At 69.6% G+C, this 20,505-nt stretch carries 16 protein-coding genes and 4 tRNA genes; 8 read left to right on the forward strand and 12 right to left on the reverse strand.

Annotated elements, in window-relative coordinates:
• Positions 1 to 487 precede the first annotated feature (487 nt).
• Positions 488 to 1,690 (forward strand): hypothetical protein, encoded by a 1,203-nt coding sequence (locus BARAN1_RS00375; RefSeq protein ID WP_157959327.1) that lies wholly within the window; start codon positions 488 to 490, stop codon positions 1,688 to 1,690.
• A gap of 181 nt (positions 1,691 to 1,871) precedes the next feature.
• Here the strand turns inward: BARAN1_RS00375 and BARAN1_RS00380 are convergent, their stop codons facing one another.
• The gene (locus BARAN1_RS00380) at positions 1,872 to 6,359 is read right to left on the reverse strand and encodes a CARDB domain-containing protein (protein WP_122030380.1); all 4,488 of its coding nucleotides are present in this window, start codon (positions 6,357 to 6,359) and stop codon (positions 1,872 to 1,874) included.
• 71 nt (positions 6,360 to 6,430) lie between these two features.
• The gene (locus BARAN1_RS00385; protein WP_122030381.1) at positions 6,431 to 7,168 is read right to left on the reverse strand and encodes a hypothetical protein; all 738 of its coding nucleotides are present in this window, start codon (positions 7,166 to 7,168) and stop codon (positions 6,431 to 6,433) included.
• A gap of 240 nt (positions 7,169 to 7,408) precedes the next feature.
• On the opposite strand from BARAN1_RS00385, the gene BARAN1_RS00390 reads away from it, so the two are divergent.
• Both BARAN1_RS00390 and lpdA read left to right on the forward strand, forming a co-directional pair.
• The gene (locus BARAN1_RS00390; protein WP_122030382.1) at positions 7,409 to 8,164 is read left to right on the forward strand and encodes a HesA/MoeB/ThiF family protein; all 756 of its coding nucleotides are present in this window, start codon (positions 7,409 to 7,411) and stop codon (positions 8,162 to 8,164) included.
• Between the two features lie 40 nt (positions 8,165 to 8,204).
• Positions 8,205 to 9,572: a dihydrolipoyl dehydrogenase gene (lpdA, locus tag BARAN1_RS00395; protein ID WP_122030383.1), complete on the forward strand. Its 1,368-nt coding sequence runs from the start codon at positions 8,205 to 8,207 to the stop codon at positions 9,570 to 9,572.
• Between the two features lie 8 nt (positions 9,573 to 9,580).
• Here lpdA and BARAN1_RS00400 read toward each other — a convergent pair whose 3' ends face one another.
• The 4 genes from BARAN1_RS00400 to BARAN1_RS00415 form a co-directional block, all read right to left on the reverse strand.
• A complete protein-coding gene (locus BARAN1_RS00400; RefSeq protein ID WP_122030384.1) occupies positions 9,581 to 10,102 on the reverse strand; it encodes a tetratricopeptide repeat protein in 522 nt (173 codons plus the stop codon).
• On the reverse strand, positions 10,039 to 10,641 hold the full coding sequence (locus BARAN1_RS00405; RefSeq protein ID WP_174202511.1) for a uracil-DNA glycosylase: 603 nt from the start codon (positions 10,639 to 10,641) through the stop codon (positions 10,039 to 10,041). Before BARAN1_RS00405 ends, BARAN1_RS00400 begins: the two co-directional genes overlap by 64 nt.
• Positions 10,642 to 10,674: 33 nt before the next feature.
• Positions 10,675 to 10,750 (reverse strand) — tRNA-Gly (locus tag BARAN1_RS00410).
• A gap of 62 nt (positions 10,751 to 10,812) precedes the next feature.
• Positions 10,813 to 11,994 (reverse strand): phosphoglycerate kinase, encoded by a 1,182-nt coding sequence (locus tag BARAN1_RS00415; protein WP_122031726.1) that lies wholly within the window; start codon positions 11,992 to 11,994, stop codon positions 10,813 to 10,815.
• A 67-nt stretch (positions 11,995 to 12,061) separates the two neighbouring features.
• On the opposite strand from BARAN1_RS00415, the gene BARAN1_RS00420 reads away from it, so the two are divergent.
• Positions 12,062 to 12,805 (forward strand): hypothetical protein, encoded by a 744-nt coding sequence (locus tag BARAN1_RS00420; protein WP_122030385.1) that lies wholly within the window; start codon positions 12,062 to 12,064, stop codon positions 12,803 to 12,805.
• On the opposite strand, the gene BARAN1_RS00425 is transcribed toward BARAN1_RS00420, so the two are convergent.
• The gene (locus BARAN1_RS00425; protein WP_122030386.1) at positions 12,802 to 13,290 is read right to left on the reverse strand and encodes a bifunctional nuclease family protein; all 489 of its coding nucleotides are present in this window, start codon (positions 13,288 to 13,290) and stop codon (positions 12,802 to 12,804) included. The genes BARAN1_RS00420 and BARAN1_RS00425 overlap by 4 nt on opposite strands.
• Positions 13,291 to 13,417: 127 nt before the next feature.
• On the opposite strand from BARAN1_RS00425, the gene smpB reads away from it, so the two are divergent.
• On the forward strand, positions 13,418 to 13,873 hold the full coding sequence (smpB, locus tag BARAN1_RS00430) for an SsrA-binding protein SmpB (RefSeq protein WP_122030387.1): 456 nt from the start codon (positions 13,418 to 13,420) through the stop codon (positions 13,871 to 13,873).
• On the opposite strand, the gene prfA is transcribed toward smpB, so the two are convergent.
• Complete coding sequence (prfA, locus tag BARAN1_RS00435) at positions 13,870 to 14,928, reverse strand: peptide chain release factor 1 (protein WP_122031727.1); 1,059 nt, start codon at positions 14,926 to 14,928, stop codon at positions 13,870 to 13,872. The genes smpB and prfA overlap by 4 nt on opposite strands.
• A gap of 57 nt (positions 14,929 to 14,985) precedes the next feature.
• Entirely contained in the window at positions 14,986 to 15,681 is a 696-nt protein-coding gene (gene rpiA / locus BARAN1_RS00440) for a ribose-5-phosphate isomerase RpiA (protein ID WP_122030388.1), read from the reverse strand.
• 47 nt (positions 15,682 to 15,728) lie between these two features.
• Between rpiA and BARAN1_RS00445 the strand changes: the two genes are divergently transcribed.
• Complete coding sequence (locus BARAN1_RS00445; protein WP_122030389.1) at positions 15,729 to 18,425, forward strand: bifunctional acetate--CoA ligase family protein/GNAT family N-acetyltransferase; 2,697 nt, start codon at positions 15,729 to 15,731, stop codon at positions 18,423 to 18,425.
• A gap of 10 nt (positions 18,426 to 18,435) precedes the next feature.
• Here BARAN1_RS00445 and BARAN1_RS00450 read toward each other — a convergent pair.
• From BARAN1_RS00450 to BARAN1_RS00460, 3 genes are all read right to left on the reverse strand, one after another.
• Positions 18,436 to 18,511 (reverse strand) — tRNA-Glu (locus tag BARAN1_RS00450).
• 64 nt (positions 18,512 to 18,575) lie between these two features.
• Positions 18,576 to 18,648: transfer RNA gene (locus BARAN1_RS00455), tRNA-Lys, on the reverse strand.
• A 63-nt stretch (positions 18,649 to 18,711) separates the two neighbouring features.
• Positions 18,712 to 18,787: transfer RNA gene (locus tag BARAN1_RS00460), tRNA-Lys, on the reverse strand.
• Positions 18,788 to 18,892: 105 nt separating this feature from the next.
• Between BARAN1_RS00460 and BARAN1_RS00465 the strand changes: the two genes are divergently transcribed.
• Positions 18,893 to 20,191, forward strand: coding sequence for a replication-associated recombination protein A (locus tag BARAN1_RS00465; RefSeq protein ID WP_122030390.1), 1,299 nt, complete (start codon positions 18,893 to 18,895; stop codon positions 20,189 to 20,191).
• A gap of 19 nt (positions 20,192 to 20,210) precedes the next feature.
• Positions 20,211 to 20,489, forward strand: a complete 279-nt coding sequence (locus BARAN1_RS00470; RefSeq protein WP_122030391.1) for a ubiquitin-like small modifier protein 1 — start codon at positions 20,211 to 20,213, stop codon at positions 20,487 to 20,489.
• Positions 20,490 to 20,505: the final 16 nt, after the last annotated feature.

The raw sequence follows: 20,505 nt of genomic DNA on the forward strand, positions 1-20,505 counted from the left end.
TGACCGAAGTTGGGGCGGAGGGTAGCGCGTCCCCGCCCCGCCGTCAACCCCGTATCCTCTTGGCCGTTCCCGCCCGGGGAGATCCGCCTGCCGTGGCACCCCCGGTCGGGGGCCCTTCCCGGAGACCCTGGGTCGGCGCCGCTCGCCCCGCCCTCTCCCCCAAGTTCCTTTTCCCCTTCCTTGAGGGAGGGGCGCGGGGGAGGGTGACCCCCTCACCCTCCCCTCTCCGGGGGGGAGGGATTGAAGGTGAGGGGGCGGTCGCTCGCGGAGCCCGGCCTCCGCCCGACGGCCCCACCGCCCACGGTGACAGCCATCACCCCGGAACTCTTGACAGGGGACGGCGGGGTCACTATCATCGGCCATGTATCCTCTGGCAAAGGGAGGTGGTGGGCGGGACGAAGGGACTCATGGGTTGGCGGGGTTTCGGGATCCCGAATGTGTGGAACCACAAACTGAAATTGACCTAGGTACTAAGGAGGATGGATCTATGAAGCGGGCTCTCGCAATTGCAGTTGCGCTTTGTACGTTGGGAATCGTGGGGTTCGGTCAGATCACGGGCAAGTGGACGGGCAACGTGTGCCTCCTGCCTACCACCACGCTGACGAGTGGCCTGACCATCGGGTACACGATCAATGGGATCACGATCACGAGCATCAGCAGCTTCGGCGCCACGGGGCTCACCGGGGAGCAGTTCGCCCTCACGGGCGCGTTCGGCCCGTTCAACCTCAGCGGCAACATGTACTTCGATGTCACCGATGTTGCCTACATGGGGAGCAAGATCTCGACGAGCTTCGACTTCGCCGGGGTCGGGGTCGGCCTGAAGGTCCTGCACTGGGACTCAACCTACACCGCCAACATGTTCACCGACAGCAGTGTGTTCCCGTACACCCGGCCGTTCCGGGAGTACCCGATCCTTGTAGCAAGCCCGTGTCAGACGGAGCCGGGCGTGTGGGGCATGATGTACATCCTGACGGGGAAGGTGGAGCCGCTCAACGTCCGGGCCTCGTTCGTCGACTGCTGCGAGGGGATCGAGTTCTACGACCTCTATCTGTGGCTGGACGACGTCTCCCTGTGCTGCGGGATCGCCCTCGATGCGGAGGTCTACTTCCTGAAGGAGGGCGGCTTCCAGTACCTGTCCCTCTCCGGGTTCAGCATCCCGCTCTGCTGTGGCGTGTACTTCGACTTCGGGATCGAGTTCGGGGTGGACTACAAGGAGATCTCGTTCACGCCAGGGTTTGAGGGGCTCGGGGTCGAGGGGTGCTTCACCGTGTACGGCGACGCCCTGTTCGACGAGGACGCGCCGATCTGGGAAGGGATCGAGATCTACGGGTTCAGCCTCAAGTGCACGCTCGGCGACTGCAACTACTTCGAGATGATCGAGGCGTTCGACCCGGGGTGGATGAACACCTACGTCCTCTCGAGCGCGGATGACTTCAACATCGGGTGCGGCGAGTTCGAGCTCATTAAGCTCGGGTTCTGCGGCGCGGCTTGCTGCGGCGGCCAATACACCGTCGACCTCAAGATCTGGTTCGGCGAGGCGGGTGGCCTGTTCGACATCACCCGGTTCGGGTTCGCGGCGGGGATCCCGCTCATGCAGAACCTGACCCTCAACGTGACGGGCGCCATGCCGGCCGGCGGCACCTGCCAGGTCACTTCGACCTTCTGCGTCGGCTGGACGTTCACGTTCTAGTTTAGTTTCTGTAGTCGGGGCACGTCCCCGACGACGATCACGGGCCCCGGACTCCGGGGCCCGTTCTTTTCCCCCTCACCCTGCCCTCTCCCCCCATCGGGGGGAGAGGGATTGAAGGTGAGGGGGGGGAGGGAAAGAGAAGGGCCCCGGCTTGGCCGGGGCCCCCACAGCTCGATCCGACTTAGCGGCAGCCCGCCTCGGATTCGACATACTCGATGTCGTAGTGGATGAACGTGCAGTCAGGCCAGGTGGCGCGGCCCGAGCAGAACCCGACGCGGAAGTTAGCCGACGGCAGGAGCGCCGAGGCCCCCGGCCGTGCGCTCAGGATGAGCGGGTTCGCCCCACCCGGCGGGTTCACCTTGCACGACCGCAGGTAGACGATGCTCTGGGGTCGCGAGGCTGGTTTGGCCACCCCGTCGCCGTCGGTGTCGAGGTACAGGGTGAGCTGCATCGAGGTCGCCCCGGTGAGGTCGAACGCGAGGTCGGCCCACCCGGAGCCGATCGTCCCCGTCCACACGAGCTTCGTGATGCCACCGGAGGCAGTGATCGCCGGGCTCGGCCCGGCGGGAGTGAACACGCGGTTCGCGAACGTCCCCCGGGTTTCGAGGGTCACCGCGAACGGCCGCGGGGAGGTCCAACTCGCGTCGCCGGCGACGGTGACATGCCACTTGTTCTCCACGTCGCCCCACACGTAGATCCCGGGGCGGTCGATCGTCGGCATCCCGGGGAGGGTGGGAGGAGGCGGCGGTGGCGTGCCAACCTGGATCGTGCGCGTCGTGGTCCCGGTGGCGCCGAGGTTGTCGGTGACGGTGAGGGTGACGACGTAGACCCCGGCCAAGGTGTAGGCCTTGGTGATGGGCATCCCCGTCCCGGTCGTGCCATCGCCGAAGCTCCAGCTGTAGGCGGTGATCGTCCCATCCGGATCGGACGAGGCCGCTGCGTTGAACGTGACGTTCTCCCCCGGATCGGGGTTCGGCGGGGAGAAGGTGAACGACGCCGTAGGGGGCTGGTTCGGCGTCCCCACGGTTACGGTGCGGGTGGTGGTGGCGGTCGCGCCCCGGTTATCGGTGACGGTGAGGGCCACGGTGTAGGTGCCACCGGAGCTATACCGCTTCTGGATCTGGGATCCGGTCCCGGTCGCCCCGTCGCCGAAGTTCCAGGCCCAGGATGTGATCGTGCCGTCGGGGTCGCTCGACCCCCGGCCATCGAACGTGATCCACTGGTTCGGAAGCGGATTCGCTGGCGAGAAGGTGAACGACGTCGTCGGGGGCTGGTTCGTGGGAAGGATGATGGTGAATGGCGCGCTCGCCTCCGCCCACGAGCCACTGGGCACGTTCGCGGCGAGCCAGGAGCGGACCTGGGATAGGAACAACGCCCCGTTCGTGGCGAGGATCGGGAACCCCGTGCCGTAGCTCGTCGGGAAGTAGGGGATCACCCGGTCGGAAGCGAACCCGACGATCTGCTCGGGGCCCACTGGCTCCGCCGTGGTGTAGGAGTAGGCCGTGGTCCGCGGGAGCTGGGTCGTCCCCGCGGGAAGCTGGGGGCTTGGCTCCCACCGGTTGGGGAAGATGAACACCGCCCGCCCCGCCGCGTCGAGCTCGATCAGGTACACGTAGCTCGCCCGGGACAGGGTCACCGTGACCCGCACCGGCTCGCCCACGGCGTAGGTGGACTTGTTGGTGGCGACGGTGAACCCGAGCGCCGGCACGGCCGCGGTGATCGTCACCGGACGGGTGTTGTTCGCCTCGTCCGATTCGCTCACCTGACCGTTGGCGTCCGCTATCGCGGTGAACGTCTCCGGGGAGGTCGAGAGAGGCAGGCTGAACGTCCGCATCGTGGACGCCCCGGCCGCGAGGGACGAGACCGTCGCGTCCTGGTACGAGGCCGCTCCCTGGAGCCGCAGGACGAACGAGCCCGCGGAAGCGGACCCCTGGTTCCGCACCGTCACCTGGAACGTGACCGTGGACCCGAGGGTCGGGGTCGGCGGACTGTAGGTGATCGCGTCCACCACGAGGTCCGGACGGGCCACCGGCCCGGTCACGGTCACCGGACGGGTGTTGTTCGCCTCGTCCGATTCGCTCACCTGACCGTTGGCATCCGCCGTGGCGGTGAACGTCTCCGGCGAGGTCGAGAGCGGTAGGCTGAACGTCCGCATCGTGGACGCCCCGGCCGCGAGGGACGAGATCGTCGCGTCCTGGTACGAGGCCGCTCCCTGGAGCCGCAGGACGAACGAGCCCGCGCTCGCCGAACCCTGGTTCCGCACCGTCACCTGGAACGTGATCGTGGACCCGAGGGTCGGGTTCGGCGGACTGTAGGTGATCGCGTCCACCACCAGGTCCGGACGGGCCACCGGCCCGGTCACGGTCACCGGACGGGTGTTGTTCGCCTCGTCCGATTCACTCACCTGACCGTTGGCATCCGCCGTGGCGGTGAACGTCTCCGGCGAGGTCGAGAGGGGCAACGTGAACGTCCGCATCGTGGACGCCCCGGCCGCGAGGGACGAGACCGTCGCATCCTGGTACGAGGCCGCTCCCTGCAGCCGCAGGACGAACGACCCCGCGGAAGCGGACCCCTGGTTCCGCACCGTCACTTGGAACGTGACCGTCTGCCCCAGGGTCGGCGTCGTTGGACTGTAGGTGATCGCGTCTACGATGAGGTCGGCCTGGGCCACGGTCTGGGGCCGGGCCTCGAGCCGGCCCGCGCCGAACGCATACGGATCCCCCATCGGAACGCAGAACGCAAGGATCCGGCTCGCAAGCGAGCTCCGGTTCAGGCTCGGTGCCTCCGCCTTGAGCAAGGCGGCGACCCCGGCCACGTGTGGCGCCGCGGCCGACGTCCCGGGGAACGGGCTGTAGTAGCTCACCCCGGTCGTGACGTTGTCCGGGGCGGCGAGGTCGGGCTTGGCGCGCCCGTCCCCGGTCGGCCCGCGCGAGGAGTAGGGGGCGATTGGCCCACTCGTATAGTTCGTCCAGTTGATCGCCCCCACCGACAGGACCTCAGCTGCGTTCGCCGGGGCGGGCATGCTCGATTCGGACACGGCGGGAGTGAGGTCGTGGACGATCGAGAACACCGAGAGGCGTCGCGTGGCCCCGCTCGCCTTCTGGATCCGCACCCGGTACGTCCCGCTCGACCCGGCGGTCGTGGTGATGCGCTCCGTCGGCTGCTCGGTCCCGCCCTGGGTAGCGGTGGAACTCGCGACAAGCGTGCCGGTCGGGCCAAAGAGGTAGAGGTCGTAGTCGTCCCCCGTCGCCGGCCAGGCGTCCCACGTGAGGTAGAACGCGATCTGCTGCCCGGCGGTGGCGGCGAAGGTGACTTCGGTGTCGTGCCATCCATCGGAGTTCCCATCGGTGAACGTGGCCCCGTAGTGCTTCTGGCCACTGTTCCCCGCCGCCTGGATCCACAGGATCCCGGCCGAGGTCGCCCGGCGGGCGATGTCGGCGATGGTCCCGGTGCCATCGTAGAAGTTCGTGTTGTACCAGCCCAACGAGTGGTTGATGATGGAGATCCCCTCGGAGATGCAGTACGTCACCGCGTTATCGAGGTCCACTTCGTTCCCGATCTTCACGAGGTAGAGCTGGGCATCGGGGGCGATGTCGTACACGATCTGGGCCACGGCCGTGCCGTGGGAGATCCCGGTTTCGATCCCGGTCCCGGTGAAGTCGCGGGTGACGACGGAATAGGGGAGATCGCCCTGCGCTTGCGAGGTGGCAAGGCCGCTGAACCCGAGGTCGATCACCGCCACCTTCACCCCCGACCCGCGGATCCCGGCGGAGTGGAACGCGGATGCGCCGACGAGGCTCGCCCCTTGGGACGTGACCGCGAGCTCATGGGGGATGTACGGCAGCCGCACGTAGACCCCCGGACCGACCTGGGCGAGGAAGCTCTCCAGCTGGGAGAGGGGGACCGACACCTTCGTCAGTCCGAGGGGGGAGGAGACCGGCTCCACCGCGACCCCGAGCGGGGCCACCCCGCCCTTTGACTCGATGACGAGGGTCACCGCGTCCCCGGCCGGGGAGAGGGGGATCCCGAGCATGCCCGCCACCTTCGTCAGGGCATCGCGGGCCTGGGCCGGGACCTTGGTGAGGGCGGTGAGGACACCGGTCGACACGACCTGCCGCGTCGCGGCAACAAACGTCTCCAGGGCTCCATCCACATGCGGGTTCCTCTTCTCCGTCTTCGTGATCGTGACGGGTCCGATCGAGAGGGGAACGCCCACCCTCGTCGCCTCCGGCGCCCTGGTGCCCCCCGCCGGGAGGTAAGTAAGGAGCTGGACCGATTCCTTGACCCGCGTCGAGCGGGCCGACACGCCGGCGAACGATTCCGCCCGCCACGGGAGGACGACGCCGATCGCCCGCCCCCCGTACCGGTAGATCTCGAGGCCAGCGGCCTGGAGCTGGGAGGCGTAGGGCGTGAGGTCGGCGAACCGCGCGGCGACGTTCGGCGCCCAGGTCGTGAGCGCCTGGGCGACGTCGAACCTCGCCATGCCGATCCCCACGAGGAGGTACACCTGGTTGTAGAGGGCGGCCTCGTTGTAGTCCTTCACGGTCGCGGCGAGCCCGGCCCCCGCCGCTTGGGCAACGACCGCGTCCCACGCCGCCCGGTCCGCATCGAGGGCGACGATCTCCACCTGGCCCAGTCCGGCACACCCGAACGCCAGGATCAAGGCCACGGACAGTAACGTCGGGGCTCGTCCCCGACGAACGTTCTTATTCCAGCGCTCTCTTGTCATCCTCATCTTCCTCACCCCTCCGCCGGGTACGGGGTGAACGGCGGTCGCACCGCCCTCACCGCCGGATCGCGGCCCAGTTCAGGGAGGAGGCCGATCGGGATGAGGAGGTCCATCAGCTCCCCCGTGGAGCTGAGGACGTACGGCTCAAGGTCCTCGGCGAGCGCCCCGCTCGCCTCGGCCACCACCCGCACCCGGAGCCCCATCCGCTCCAGGCCATAGTCCCGCGCCGCCCCGAACCAATCCGGATGCTGGACGAGCGCCCACAGGGTCGGATCGAGGTTCACCCCCTCCGGCACGCGCGGGAGCTTGAGGGGAAACTCCACCACGGTGAGGGTGACCGAACACCCCCTCTCGAGGAGCCCGAGCTCTTGGAGGAGGGAGACGAACGCCTCCCGCGGCGGGACCATCACGTCGCCCCCCGTCCACACGATGAGCTCAGCGCGGTCGCGATCCCCGCGCAGGATCGCCCTCTCGATCCCCTCCTCCATCCCCACGAGGAAGTGATCGCCGTCCAGGTACAGGTAGACCCCTCCCGCGAGGAGTTCTTCCTCGTCGTCCGCGCCGCGCACCACGAGCCCGTCCGCGGTGAACACTGCGGTCGGGGTCCCGAGGTCCTCCGCCCGCGCCGCCAGTTCATCCACCGCTCCGGCGGGCGGGGCGACCTCGCCATAGAGGTAGACGGGCGTCTCTGCAAACGCTGTCCCCGTCACCAGAACGACCGCCAGCACGACCACCATCCGCTTCACCATGGGTATCCCCCCTTGTGCTCGAGGGAATATACAGTGCGGAGGCCGGACCGGTTCCCCTCGCCCCCCGGCGCCGTGGGGAACGGCCCCCCTCACCCTGCCCTCTCCCCCGGAGGGGGAGAGCCCCCCCACCTTGCCTCTCCCCCCGCTGGGGGGAGAGGAATCAAAGGTGAGGGGGAGCCGTCGTAGCGGCGGGGCGCGCCCCCACTTGCCCGCGGCCCGCGGGCGGGAAACAATCGGGGCATGACGGGATCGCGGTTCGCGCGCCAGATGGCCCTCCCCGCGATCGGCCGGGAGGGCCAGCGCCGGCTTGGGGAGTCCTCCGCCCTCATCGTGGGGTGTGGGGCGCTCGGGTCCCACACCGCGGAGGCCCTCGCCCGGGCCGGGATCGGCCGGCTCATCCTCGTGGACCGGGACCTCGTCGCGGAGACGAACCTCCACCGCGTCGCCCTGTTCACCCCCCCCGACCTCGGGCGGCCGAAGGCGGAGGCCGCGGCGGAGGCCCTCCATCGCCTCGCCCCGGACGTCGCCATCGCCTCCCACGTCGCCCATCTCGGGCCCAAGCTCGCGGAGGAGGTCGTCCCGCAGGTGGACGTCGTCCTGGACGGGCTCGATAACTTGGAGACCCGCTACCTCATCAACGACGCCTGCGTCAAGCACCGCGTGCCGTGGGTCTACACGGCGGTCCTCGCCACGCACGGAATGACGATGCCGATCGTCCCCGAGCAGGGGCCGTGCTTGCGGTGCCTGTTCCCTGACCTCCCCCCGCCCGGGACGATCCCGACCTGCGCCGAGGCCGGGATCCTTGGCCCCGTCCCCGCCGCCCTCGCCGCCTGGCAGGCAACGACCGCGATCCAGATCCTCGTCGGGAGCGCGGACCTCGCACCAGGGCGGCTCGTCCACCTCGACCTGTGGGCCGGTCGGGCGGAGACGATCTCCGTCGCCCGCGCCGCGGGGTGCCCATGCTGCGGGGAGCGCCGGTTCGGGTTCCTCCCCTGATCCTCCGCCGCGGCCTACGGGCGAGGGTACACTGGGCCCCATGGACCGGACCCAGGTCGTGATCGTGGGCGGGGGGCCGGCGGGGTACGTCTGCGCCCGCCGGCTGGGGCAACTGGGGGTGGAGGCGGTGCTCGTCGAGAGGGCGCACCTCGGCGGGACGTGCCTGAACGAGGGCTGCATCCCCACCAAGGCCCTCTACGCAGCCACGTCCCCGTTCGGCCACCGTCGGACGTTCGCCCGGATGGGGATCGCACTCGACGTCACGGCGGACCTCGCGGCGATGCGGGCGTGGCTGGACGAGGTGATCGTCGGCCTGCGGGGCGGGGTGGAGAAGCTCCTCGCCGGATCGCAGGTGGACGTGGTCGCCGGCGAGGCCCGGATCGCCGGGGCGGGGGAGGTTCGGGTGGTCACCCCGCGCGGGGAGAGGACGCTCGCCGGCGACGCGATCGTCCTCGCCACGGGATCGAGCCCGATCGAGCTCCCCGGCCTCCCGTTCGACGGGGAGCGGGTGTGGTCATCGCGGGACGCGCTGGAGCTTCCACGCGTGCCGGAACGCCTCGTCGTGGTCGGGGGCGGGGTGATCGGGCTTGAGCTCGGGACCGTGTACCGGCGGCTGGGGAGCGAGGTGTGGGTGGTGGAGCTCCTCGACCGCCTCCTCCCCGGGGTGGGGCTGTCCCGCCGCGGCGAGGCCCTCCTCCGTCGCGCCCTGACCGCTCAGGGGATCGAGGTCCGGCTCGGGGCGCGCGCGGAACGGCTCACGGGAAGCGGGGTCGTCCTCCGCACCGGGGCAGGCGAGGAGGAGGTCCCGGCGGATGCCGTCCTCGTGGCGGTGGGCCGGAAGCCCCAGCTTGACAAGCTTGGCGTGGAGAACGTGGGGGCGAGGATCGAGCGAGGGTACGTGGCCACGGACCGCGCGTTCGCAGCTGCCCCGGGCGTGTACGCGATCGGCGACGTGCGCGGCGGATGGCTCCTCGCCCACAAGGCGTCGCACGAGGGCCTCGCCCTCGCCGAGCTCCTCGCCGGGGATCGGGTGGCAGGGGGGGAGGCAGTGGTCCCCCAGGCGATCTTCACCCAGCCCGAGGTGGCCCTGGTGGGGATCCCCCTCGATGAGGCCGCCGCCCAGGGCCTGCCCGGGGGGAGGTTCCCCCTGGCCGCGCTCGGCCGGGCGTGGGCGGAGGGGGAGACCGAGGGGCAGTTCCAGGTCGCGGCCGACCGCGACGGAAGGGTCATCGGCGCGGAGATCGTGGGGCCCCACGCCTCGGACCTCATCGCCGAGGCGACGCTCGCGATCCAGGCCGGGCTCACGGTGCGCGAGCTCGCGGAGACGGTGCACGCCCACCCCACGTTCCCGGAGGGGCTGTGGGAGGCAGCCCTCGCCCTCCTCGGCCGGCCGCTCCACACGTCCTAAACGGGGGTTCAGGAGCGACCGGCGAGCCACATCGCGAGGATGAGGAGGACGAGCAGGACGAGGGGCACCGCGATCGCTGGCCGGGCCCACCGCCGGAGGATCGCCTTCTCGGGGGGGCTGACCTCCCCCGCCCGCGGGTAGCGAACGTCCAGGTGCTGCGCCTTCTTCAGCATCTTCACGGACTGGGAGATCTTCCCCTGCCGGCGGTACACGACCCCCAGGTTGTGGTGCGCGGAAGCGTGGTGGGGATCTTCCTCCGTCGCCCGAAGGTAGGCGTGCTCGGCCCGGGTCAGGTCCCCGCTCGCGAAGTAAAGGTTCCCCAGCCGGAACAGGACCTGGGCCTTCGCCTCCCCGTAGCGGAGGGCGTCCATGAGGAGGGCGATCCCCTCCTCGTAGCGGCCCGCGCAGCGGAGCTCCTCCGCCCGGGCGAGGGCGTCCTGCACGACCTCCGCCCGCGCCGCCGGGGTCAGGCCCGTGGGGTCGGGCAGAGGAGCGAGATCCGTTCCTTCACCGTCTTGATGTCGAGCCATGTCTGGTATTTGGGGCTCCCCTTCGCCTTGCTCGCGTTCCGCAGGAGGTAGCTCGGGTGGTACATGGGGAACACCTCGATCCCCCCCTTCCAGCGGTGGAAGGTCCCCCGCACCTGGGTGATCCCCTCGCTCCCCCCCAGGAACCACTGGGTCGGGGTGTTGCCGAGGGTGACGATGACCCGGGGTCGGATGAGGGCGATCTGGGCAGCGAGCCAGTCCCAACAGGCCTCCACCTCCTGGCGCGTGGGGACCCGGTTCCCCGGGGGGCGGCACTTGACCATGTTCGCGATGTACACCCCCTCCCGGGACAAGCCCACCGAGGCCAGGATTTGGGTGAGGAGCTGCCCCGCCGGGCCGACGAACGGGCGGCCGGTCTCATCCTCCACCTCCCCCGGCCCCTCCCCCACGAACAGGAGCGGGGAACGAGGGTCCCCCTCCCCGAACACGACCGTGCGCCGACTGTCCGCAAGCGGGCAGCGGCGGCAGTCCGCCGCCTTCTGAGCGAGGAGGTCCAAGGTGAGCTCAAACCCGCCGGACACGAACACCCCCGGAAAACTCGGTTCGATGTGAGGTGGAGCGGGCAACGGGGATCGAACCCGTGACCTGCAGCTTGGGAAGCTGCCGCTCTACCAACTGAGCTACGCCCGCTTCGGCAGCACCATCATACCTCCCCCCGCCGCAGCCAGTCAAGGAAATGCCCAGCGCCGGCCTCACGCCGCCCGGAGGGGCTCCAACGCGGGCATGGATTTCCCACGCAGGAAGTCGAGGGTCGCTCCGCCCCCGGTGGACACGTACCCAAACCGATCGGCAAGCCCGAGCTTCTCCACCGCCTCCCCCGTCTCCCCGCCCCCGACCACGGTGAACGCCGGGGAGGAAACGAGGGCCCGCGCGACCGCGGCCGTCCCCGCAGCGAACGGAGGGTGCTCGAACGCCCCGAGCGGGCCCGTCCACACCACCGTCCCCGCCCGCGCCACCACCCCCGCGAACCGCTCCACCGTGGCGGGCCCGATGTCGAGGCCCATCCACCCATCGGGGATCGCGTTGGCGGGGACGACCACCGTCTCCGCGTTCGCCGCCAGCTCGCGCGCCACGACGAGGTCCTCGGGGAGGACGATCTCCGTCCCCCTCTCCTTCGCCGCCCGCAGGAGAGCGCGGATCGTGTCCACGAGGCTTTCATCCACCACCGACTTCCCCACCCGGTGCCCCTGGGCAGCGAGGAAGGTGAACGCCACCCCTCCCCCGATGAGGAACCCATCCACCCGCGGCAAGAGATCGGTGAGCACCCCGAGCTTGTCCCGCGCCTTCTTCCCGCCGACGAGGATGTGGTACGGGCGGCGGGGGTTGTCGCGGATTCCGGACAGGACTTCCACCTCCCGCTCCATGAGGAACCCCGCGTAGGCGGGGAGGAACCGCGCCACCCCGACCGTGGACGCGTGGGCACGGTGGGCCGTGGCGAACGCGTCGTTCACGAAGGCGTCGAACGGAGCGGCCAGCTCCCGCGCGAATGCGGGGTCGTTCTCCTCCTCTTCGGGGTGGAACCGCACGTTCTCCAGCACCACCACCCCCCCCGGCGGGAGGCCCTCCACCGCCCGGGAGACCTCGTCCCCCACACACTCCGGCAGGGCGCGAACGTCCGTCCCGAGGAGCTCCCCGAAGCGCTTGGCCACCGGTGCCATCCGCAGCTCCTCGACCACCTTCCCGTCCGGCCGCCCGAGGTGGGACAGGACGGCGACCCGCGCCCCCCGCTCCTCCAGCCACCGCACCGTGGGGAGCACAGCCCGGATGCGGCCGTCCTCCGCCACCTGGCCGGCGGAGAGGGGGACGTTGAGGTCGGCCCGGAGGAGGATCTTCAGACCCCGCGGCGAAAGATCACGAACCGTACGCAGTTCCATCGCAACCACCGCCCCCATTCTAGGTTCCGGACGCGGGAGGGACAAGGCAGTGGGGTATGATTGGCCCGTGAACGGATGGGTGGTGGCGGCGGTGTTGCTCCTCGGGGGGGTCCTCGCCCTCGCCCCCACCGTGTGGTCGTGGCTGGATCCCGCGTCCCCCGCCCGCACCGTGGAGAGGCTGTTCGTGGTCCTCAGCTCGTGGAACGGGATCCGCGACCTCGTGGCGCACGTCGTGCTGCGGGGCGTGGAGGGGGAGACCGCGGCGCGGGTGACCTTCCTCGCCCCCGCCAACCTGCGGCTGGACGTCCTCGCCCCCGAAAGCCTGGCCGGGACAGTGTTTGCCCTGCGCCCCGTCGGGGAGGAGTGGCTGTTTGTGCACTATCGGCCAGGGATGGACCTTGGGATCGAGGCCCGGATCGCAGCGCAGGAGCTCACGGAGTCCCTCCACCTGCCGGCGCTCGCCGAGGTGGAGGAAGCCTTGCGTCGCGGCGAGGTTCAGGTGAGCTACGTCCCCGCGGGCGGCCTCGCCGATCCCACGTTCGATGAGTACGACCTCGGCGGACTCCCTGGGCCCTTCCCGCGGATCGTCCTCCGCGTGGATCCCCCAACGTCCCTCCCGCGGGGGGTGGCCCTCTACGCTGATTTAGCCCAGACTCCCACCCTCACGATCGAGGTGGCACGGGACTCGGGAGCGGCCGACCCCACCGGGGAGTGGCTCATGGAGGTGAACACCGGCCTCGAGCTACGGGACGTGTTCCGGCTGGACCCCCTCCCGCACCGCTGGCTCGCCCCACTTCCCCCGGGAGGCTAGCTGTCCTTCGCTGCCAACCGCCGGATCTCGTCCAGCTTGAGGTCCTTCTCCACAAACTCCTCGAACTGCTCCTCTTCCACGAACGGGGACTCGATCGCTGACTTCTCAAACACCGCTTCCTCGATGAAGATCGGAGCTTGGGTTCGCAACGCCAACGCCACCGCGTCGGACGGGCGGGCGTCGATGTCCCGGGTTGCCCCCGCCGCATCCCGCACCACGAGGCTCGCGTAGTAGGTGTCGTCCTTCACGGACGTGATCACGGCCCGCTCGAGGTTCCCCCCCAGCGTGTTCAGAAGCTCCTTCATCAGGTCGTGGGACAATGGGCGAGGGAACGTGTGCCCTTGGAGCTCGATGGCGATGGACATCGCCTCCTGCTCTCCAATCCAGATGGGCATCGCCTTCGTCGAATGGCGGTCCTTGAGGAGCAGGACCGGCGTCTTCGTCGTTGGATCGAGAAGCAGCGCTCTCACCTCGGCTTCCCTCATTCCTGGCCTCCTCTTCCTCTCCTAAGTCGCGAAGATTATAGCAAAGCAGAGGAGGACAGACCATGGCCTGCGTTACACTCGCGGGAGGGTGGCACGCCGCCCCCGGCAGAGGTAGCCTCGCTGGGCCATGGCCCGTGACCTCATCGCCCGCAACCGCCGCGCCCGCCGCGATTACGCGATCGAGGAGATCTACGAGGCGGGGATCGCGCTGCGCGGCTCGGAGGTGAAGTCCCTCCGCGCCCACCGGGCGTCCCTCGATGAATCCTACGCGCGGGTGAAGGACGGGGAGGTGTGGCTGTTCGGGGCCCACATCGCGCCCTACGGCCCCAGCGGGGGCTACGGACACGACCCCGAGCGGCCGCGCCGCCTCCTCCTCCACAAGCGGGAGATCGCCCGGCTCATCGGCAAAGCGGGGCAGGCGGGGTACACGCTCATCCCCCTCTCCCTCTACTTCAACGACCGCGGCTACGCCAAGGTGGAACTGGCCCTCGCCCGCGGCCAGACGAAGGTGGACAAGCGGCGGAAGATCATCCAGGAAGAGGAAGAACGGCGGGCCCGCGAGGCCTTGAAACGGTTCCGCTAGTCGGCGAGCGTCTCCGCAACCTCGGCGGCGAGGATGGGTTCAATCAAGGGATCGAGGTCCCCATCCAGGATCTCGGCCAGGCGGTACACGGTGAGCCCGATGCGGTGGTCGGTGACGCGGGCCTGAGGGAAGTTGTAGGTGCGGATCTTCTCCGAGCGGTCACCGGTCCCGATCTGCTTCCGGCGGGTCTCGCGCAGCTCCGCGGCCCGCTCGTGGTCCTGGATCTCCCACAGCTTCGCCCGGAGGACCCGCAGGGCGAGCTCGCGGTTCCGGTGCTGACTTCGCTCATCCTGACAGGAAACGACGATCCCCGTGGGGAGGTGGGTGATGCGGACCGCGGTCTCGTTCTTCTGCATGTGCTGGCCGCCGGGGCCACTGGCGCGGTACGTGTCCATCTTCAGGTCGTCGGGGCGGATCTCGACCTCGACCTCCTCCGCCTCGGGGAGGACCACCACGGTGGCGGTGGAGGTGTGGATGCGGCCGCTCGCCTCTGTCTCCGGGACGCGCTGCACGCGGTGAACACCGGATTCGTAGCGGAGCCGGCCGTACGCTCCCTCCCCCTCGACCGCGAACACGACCTGCTTCATCCCCCCCAGGGGGGTGGGGTGGGTATCCATCACGCGCACGGTGAACCCCTTCCGCTCCGCGTACCGGCTGTACATGCGGAAGAGCTCCGCCGCGAACAGGGCCGCCTCTTCCCCTCCCGCGCCGCCCCGGATCTCCACGATCGCGTTCTTGCGGTCGCTCGGGCTGTCGGGGAGGAACAAGCGGAGGAGCTCCTGGGATAGGGCTTCCGCCTTCGCCCGATCGCGCTCCAGCTCCCGCCGCAGGTCCTCGCGCAGGGCATCGTCCGTCTCCTCGCGGAGGAGCTCCTCCTCCTCAGCGATCGAGCTGAGGAGCCGCCGCAGGTCCCCGCCCCGGGCGACGATCTCGCGCAGACGGGCATAGCGGCGGGAGAGGTCAGCGAAATCGGGGCGGGAGACCACCCCCGGCTGGGAGAGCTCCTCTTCCAGCCGCCGCAGCTCAACCTCTGCCTCCTCCACCCGGGAAACGATCCGGTCCACGGGCGAAGGGTAGCCGAAAACCGGGGGACCGACACCCGGCACAGCGATTCAGGTAGCTCTCCGGAGGTGGCGTACCCCATTCGGGCCGGCCACGAAGAGGTCGGTGGCAAGGCCGAGGAACAGGCCATGGGCGACGATCCCCGCCCGTGCCTCGAGCCCGCGGGCGAGGCCATGGGGGTCGCGGATGGGCCCGAACCGGCAGTCGAGGATGAAGTTCCCCTGGTCGGTTCGGAACGGCTCCCCAGCGGGAGCACGGCGCAGCGCGACCGCGGCCCCGCGGGATTCCAGGTACGGGATGTGCGTCTTCCACCCGAACGGGATGACCTCCACCGGGAGCGGGGATCGCGTCCCGAGGGCAGAGGAGAGCTTCCCCTCGTCCACCACGATCGCCTCCCGCTCGCTCGCCTGGGCGACGACCTTCTCCCGGAGGAGCGCCCCTCCACCGCCCTTGATCAGGTTCAGGTTGGGGTCCACCTCATCCGCCCCGTCGATCGTGAGGTCGAGGGTGGGATGCTCATCGAGCGTGGTGACGGGGATCCCGAGCTTGCGCGCCTCGGCCTCGACCTGGGTCGAGCAGGGGACACCGGCGATGTCCCGCAGCGTGCCCGCGCGGAGAAGCTCAGCGATCCTGACCAGGGCCTGGTGGGCGGTCGTCCCGTGCCCGAGGCCGAGGATCATCCCCGACCGGACGAGCTCCACCGCCCTCTGTGCCGCTTCCCTCTTCAGTCGGTCGTCATCGCTCATGGCTCCCCGCAGGATCCCATCCTATAATGGGGATGGAGGTATTGCCAGTGAGCATTCGCAATCTCGACAAGATCTTCAACCCCCACCGGGTGGCCGTGATTGGGGCGAGCAGCAACCCGGGCACGGTGGGCTATAGCGTTCTGCGCAACATGATCAACGCTTCCTTCAACGGCGTCGTGTACCCCGTGAACCCGAAGCGGGAGTCGGTCCAGGGCATCCAGAGCTACCCCGACGTCGCCTCCCTGCCGCGCACGCCGGACCTCGCCGTGATCTGCACCCCCGCGACCACGGTGCCAGGCCTGGTGCGGGATTGCGGGGCGCAGGGGATCCGCGGGCTCGTCATCCTCTCCGCCGGGTTCCGCGAGACGGGGGCGGAGGGGAAGGCGCTGGAGGGCGAGGTGAAGGCCGCCGCCGCCGAGTTCGAGGGGATGAGGATCATCGGCCCCAATTGCCTCGGGATCATCGTCCCCCGCATCGGGATGAACGCGACGTTCGCGGCGGGGCATCCCGCGGACGGGAACGTGGCGTTCGTCTCGCAATCGGGGGCGCTGTGCACTTCGATCCTCGACTGGGCGGTAGAGGAAGGGATCGGGTTCTCCTACTTCGTGTCGGTGGGGAACATGCTCGACGTGGACTTCGGCGACCTGATTGACTACTTCGGGGAGGACGAGCACACGCGCTCGATCCTCCTCTACATCGAATCCGTGACCGAGGCGCGCAAGTTCATGTCCGCATCGCGGGCGTTCGCGCGCTCGAAGCCGATCCTCGTGTACAAGGCGGGCCGGTTCGCCGAGTCGGCGAAGGCGGCGAGCTCCCACACCGGGGCGATGGCTGGGGAAGACGCGGTGTACGACGCCGCGTTCCGGCGGGCGGGGATGGTCCGCGTGTACGAGATCGGGGACCTGTTCGACTCCGCCGAGCTCCTGGCGCGGATCCGCCCGCCCAGTGGGTCGCGGCTGGCGATCCTCACCAACGCCGGGGGGCCGGGGGTGATGGCCACCGACGCCCTCATCGCCCGCCGGGGGACCCTCGCTCCCCTCGCCGCGGAGACGCTCGCCAAGCTGAACGAGATCCTCCCCCGGTTCTGGTCCCATGGGAACCCGGTGGACGTACTGGGGGACGCCCCCCCGGAGCGCTATGCGGCGGCGCTGGAGATCCTCCTCGCTGATCCGAACGTAGATGCGGTGATCGCAATCCTCGCCCCGCAGGCGGTGACCGATCCCACCACCACCGCCCACGAGGTGAGCGCGATCGCCACGAAGTCCCCCAAGCCGGTCCTCGCGGCGTGGATGGGGGGGCGGCTCATGCGCGAGGGAGTGGAGCTCTTCAATCGGGCCGGCGTCCCCACCTACGCCACCCCCGACCAGGCAGTGGAGGCGTTCATGCACCTCGTGGACTACGCGCGGAACCTGGAGCTCCTCTACGAAACCCCGCGGGAGATCCCGGTCCGGTTCCCCCTCGACCAGGCGACGATCCGCACGCAGGTGGCCCCCCTCCTCAGGAAGGCGGAGATCCTGTCCGAGGCGGACTCGAAGAAAGTCCTGGCGGCCTATGGGATCCCGGTGGTGCAGCCCCTCATCGCGGGCACTGCGGACGAAGCGGTGGCCGCGGCGAAAAAGGCGGGCTACCCGGTCGTGCTGAAGATCCTGTCCCCGGATATCACCCACAAGACCGACGTCGGGGGGGTGGCGTTGGGGCTTCACTCCGACGACGAGGTGCGCACGTCGTTCGCGCGGATGTTGGATGAGGTGCGCGCCCGCCGGCCTAAGGCGCGCCTGGAGGGGGTCACCGTGCAGCGGATGATCGATACCTCGCGAGGGTTCGAGCTCCTCGTGGGGGCGAAGAAGGATCCCACGTTCGGGGCCGTGCTCATGATGGGAATGGGGGGCATCGCCGCTGAGGTATACAAGGACACAACGCTGGCGCTCCCCCCCTTGAACGAACGCCTCACCCGGCGCCGGCTGGAGTCGCTCCAGAGCTGGCCCCTCATCGAGGGGTACCGCGGCCGGCCCGGCGCGGACATCGATCTCCTCGTGGAGACGGTCATGCGCGTCTCGTACCTCGTCGCCGACTACCCGGAGATCAAGGAGCTCGACATCAACCCCCTCGTTGCCTCGCCCGATGAGGTGGTGGCCGTGGACGCCCGCATCGTCGTAGACCAGGAGGCGCTCAAGAACCCACCCCGGCCCTACTCCCACCTCGCGATCCGCCCCTACCCCGAGGGCTACACCCGCCAGGCCACCCTCCGCAACGGGACCAAGGTCCTCCTGCGGCCGATCCGCCCCGAGGATGAGCCCCTCTGGCACGAGATGCTCGCCGTCTCGTCGCGGGAATCGATCCGGTTCCGGTTCCGGTACCTGTTCAAGGAGTCCACGCACCAGATGGCGATTCCGTTCTGCTTCATCGACTACGATCGGGAGATGGCGATCGTGGCCGAGATCGAGGACGGGGGGAGGAAAAGGATCGTCGGGGTGGGACGGCTCGTCGTGGGCCCGGACCCCACCACCGCCGAGTACGCGGTGTTCGTGGCCGACCCGTGGCAGAACCAGGGCCTGGGGGGGGTGCTGACCGACTACTGCCTGGAGATCGCCCGCAACTGGGGCGTGCAGGTGGTGACAGCGGAGACGACGCCGGACAATGTGCGGATGATCGCGATCTTCCAACACCGGGGGTTCAAGATCGAGCACCGCACGCAGGACGGGGTGGTCCTCGCCCAGCTCCTCCAGGGCTCGCCCTCGCCGTAGCGGGGCGCGGTGGTGTCCCCGGGGGGATTCGAACCCCCGTTTCCGGATTGAAAGCCCGGTATCCTAGACCACTGGACGACGGGGACAGGGGCCAGCTGTAAGTCTACAGGTCTGGCCATCCCCCGCCAAGCCCGGCCCCCGCTGCCGTTGTGGGTCGTGCAGGATTCGAACCTGCGACTCCCGGCTTAAAAGGCCGGTGCTCTACCGACTGAGCTAACGACCCCTACCCCAACCGCACGTCGCGGACTTCCCGGGAGTGGAGGCGACGGCGTGCCGATTCGCTACCTGGTGGGTCGTGGAGGATTCGAACCCCCGGCCCGCGGATTAAGAGTCCGCTGCTCTACCGACTGAGCTAACGACCCCCTGCCCCAAGTCCACGGAACAACCCCCACGCTGACCCAGGGTGATTGGCGACGGTATGGTACGGGCGATGGGCCAGCTCCGTCAAGGTGCTACAATGGGCCTGAATGGAAGGCCTGTGGCAGGGTCGGGCGCCCCTGGCGGAGCGGCTGCGGCCGCGCAACCTGGGGGAGGTGATGGGGCAGCGGCACCTCCTCGGGGAGAGGGGGCCCTTGCGGGCGCTCCTCGAGGGGGACGTGGCCGTCCCACTCGTGTTCTGGGGGCCGCCGGGCACAGGGAAGACCACGGTCGGCCGGCTCATCGCCACGCACTGGGGGGCACGGTTCATCCAACGCTCGGCGGCGTTGGCCACCGTGACCGAGGTCCGCGAGGCCCTCCTCTCCTCCCGCGACACGTGGCGGCGGGCCGGGCAGAGGGACCTCCTGTTCCTGGACGAGGTCCATCGCTGGAACCGCGCCCAACAGGATGTGCTCCTCCCGTTCCTCGAGGAAGGGGCAATCCTGTTCATCGGAGCCACGACCGAGAACCCGTCGTTCGCCCTCCGGTCCGCCCTCCTCTCCCGGGCCCAGCTGTTCCTGTTCGAGCCCCTGTCCGCGGACGAGCTGCGCGCCCTTCTGGCGCGGGCGCTGGCCGACGAGCGGGGCTACGGCGGTCGGGTCTCGCTTGAGCCCGAGGCCGGTGAGTTCCTCATCCGCCATGCCGACGGCGACGCACGCAGACTCCTCACCGCGCTCGAAACGGCGGTGGCGGCGCTCGGGGAAGGGAAGCTCTCGCTCGCCGCGGTGGCGGAGGCGGTGGGGAAGAAGGCCCCCCGCTACGACCGGGCGGGGGAGGAGCACTACAACCTGATCTCCGCCCTCCACAAGTCGGTGCGGAACTCCGACGTGGACGCGGCCCTCTACTGGCTGGTGCGGATGCTGGAGAGCGGGGAGGACCCGCGCTACGTCGCCCGGCGCCTGGTGCGGATGGCGAGCGAGGACGTGGGGCTCGCGGATCCAAGTGCGCTATCCCTCACCGTAGCGGCAGCGCAAGCCGTGGAGCAGGTGGGGATGCCGGAGTGCGCCCTGGCCCTCGTCCAGGCAGCGGCTTACCTCGCCCTGGCCCCGAAGTCGAATGCCCTCTACCTCGCCCATCATGAGGTGAAGCGCGACGTTATGGAGACGATCAACGAGCCGGTGCCCTTCCACCTCCGCAACCCGGTCACGGAGGAGATGAAGGACCAGGGCTACGGGAAGGATTACCGCTACGCCCATGACGAGCCGCAAGGGGTGGCGGCGATGCCGAGCCTCCCCGAGGGCCTGCGCGACCGGGAGTACTACCGCCCGAAGGACGTGGGATGGGAGGGCCGGATCTCAAAGCGGCTCCAGGCACTGCGGGCGCTCATCCGCAGTCGGCCCCGCCCGTAGGTTCGCTTATACTCGGGGCGTGAAGGTCACCGTGAAGCTGTTCGGGGAGTTCCGCGCCGCGGCGGGAGCGGACCAGATCGAGCTCGACCTCCCACGAGGGGCGACCTGTGGCGAGGCCCTCCGCACCCTGGCCGAACGCGAGCCCTCGCTCGGGGAGCTCCTCTTCGCGGGCGACGCTCTCCACGACCACCTCCACGTGTTCGTGAACGGCCGGAATGTGGTCCACGACCAGGGGCTCGCGACGCCCCTCTCCCCGGGCGACGTGGTGACCTTCTTCCCCCCCCTGAGCGGGGGATGACACGTTGCGCCGCAGG

The sequence above is a fragment of the Candidatus Bipolaricaulis anaerobius genome (genome assembly GCF_900465355.1).
GTDB classification, from domain to species: domain Bacteria; phylum Bipolaricaulota; class Bipolaricaulia; order Bipolaricaulales; family Bipolaricaulaceae; genus Bipolaricaulis; species Bipolaricaulis anaerobius.

Bases quoted from the DNA above. Each gene is read 5' to 3' on its own strand.
- lpdA (WP_122030383.1), top strand. From the start codon at position 8,205: ATGGACCGGACCCAGGTCGTGATCGTGGGCGGGGGGCCGGCGGGGTAC.
- BARAN1_RS00385 (WP_122030381.1), bottom strand. From the start codon at position 7,168: ATGGTGAAGCGGATGGTGGTCGTGCTGGCGGTCGTTCTGGTGACGGGG.
- rpiA (WP_122030388.1), bottom strand. From the start codon at position 15,681: ATGAGCGATGACGACCGACTGAAGAGGGAAGCGGCACAGAGGGCGGTG.
- BARAN1_RS00465 (WP_122030390.1), top strand. From the start codon at position 18,893: ATGGAAGGCCTGTGGCAGGGTCGGGCGCCCCTGGCGGAGCGGCTGCGG.
- BARAN1_RS00375 (WP_157959327.1), top strand. From the start codon at position 488: ATGAAGCGGGCTCTCGCAATTGCAGTTGCGCTTTGTACGTTGGGAATC.
- BARAN1_RS00400 (WP_122030384.1), bottom strand. From the start codon at position 10,102: ATGGCTCGACATCAAGACGGTGAAGGAACGGATCTCGCTCCTCTGCCC.
- BARAN1_RS00425 (WP_122030386.1), bottom strand. From the start codon at position 13,290: ATGAGGGAAGCCGAGGTGAGAGCGCTGCTTCTCGATCCAACGACGAAG.
- smpB (WP_122030387.1), top strand. From the start codon at position 13,418: ATGGCCCGTGACCTCATCGCCCGCAACCGCCGCGCCCGCCGCGATTAC.
- BARAN1_RS00415 (WP_122031726.1), bottom strand. From the start codon at position 11,994: ATGGAACTGCGTACGGTTCGTGATCTTTCGCCGCGGGGTCTGAAGATC.
- BARAN1_RS00390 (WP_122030382.1), top strand. From the start codon at position 7,409: ATGACGGGATCGCGGTTCGCGCGCCAGATGGCCCTCCCCGCGATCGGC.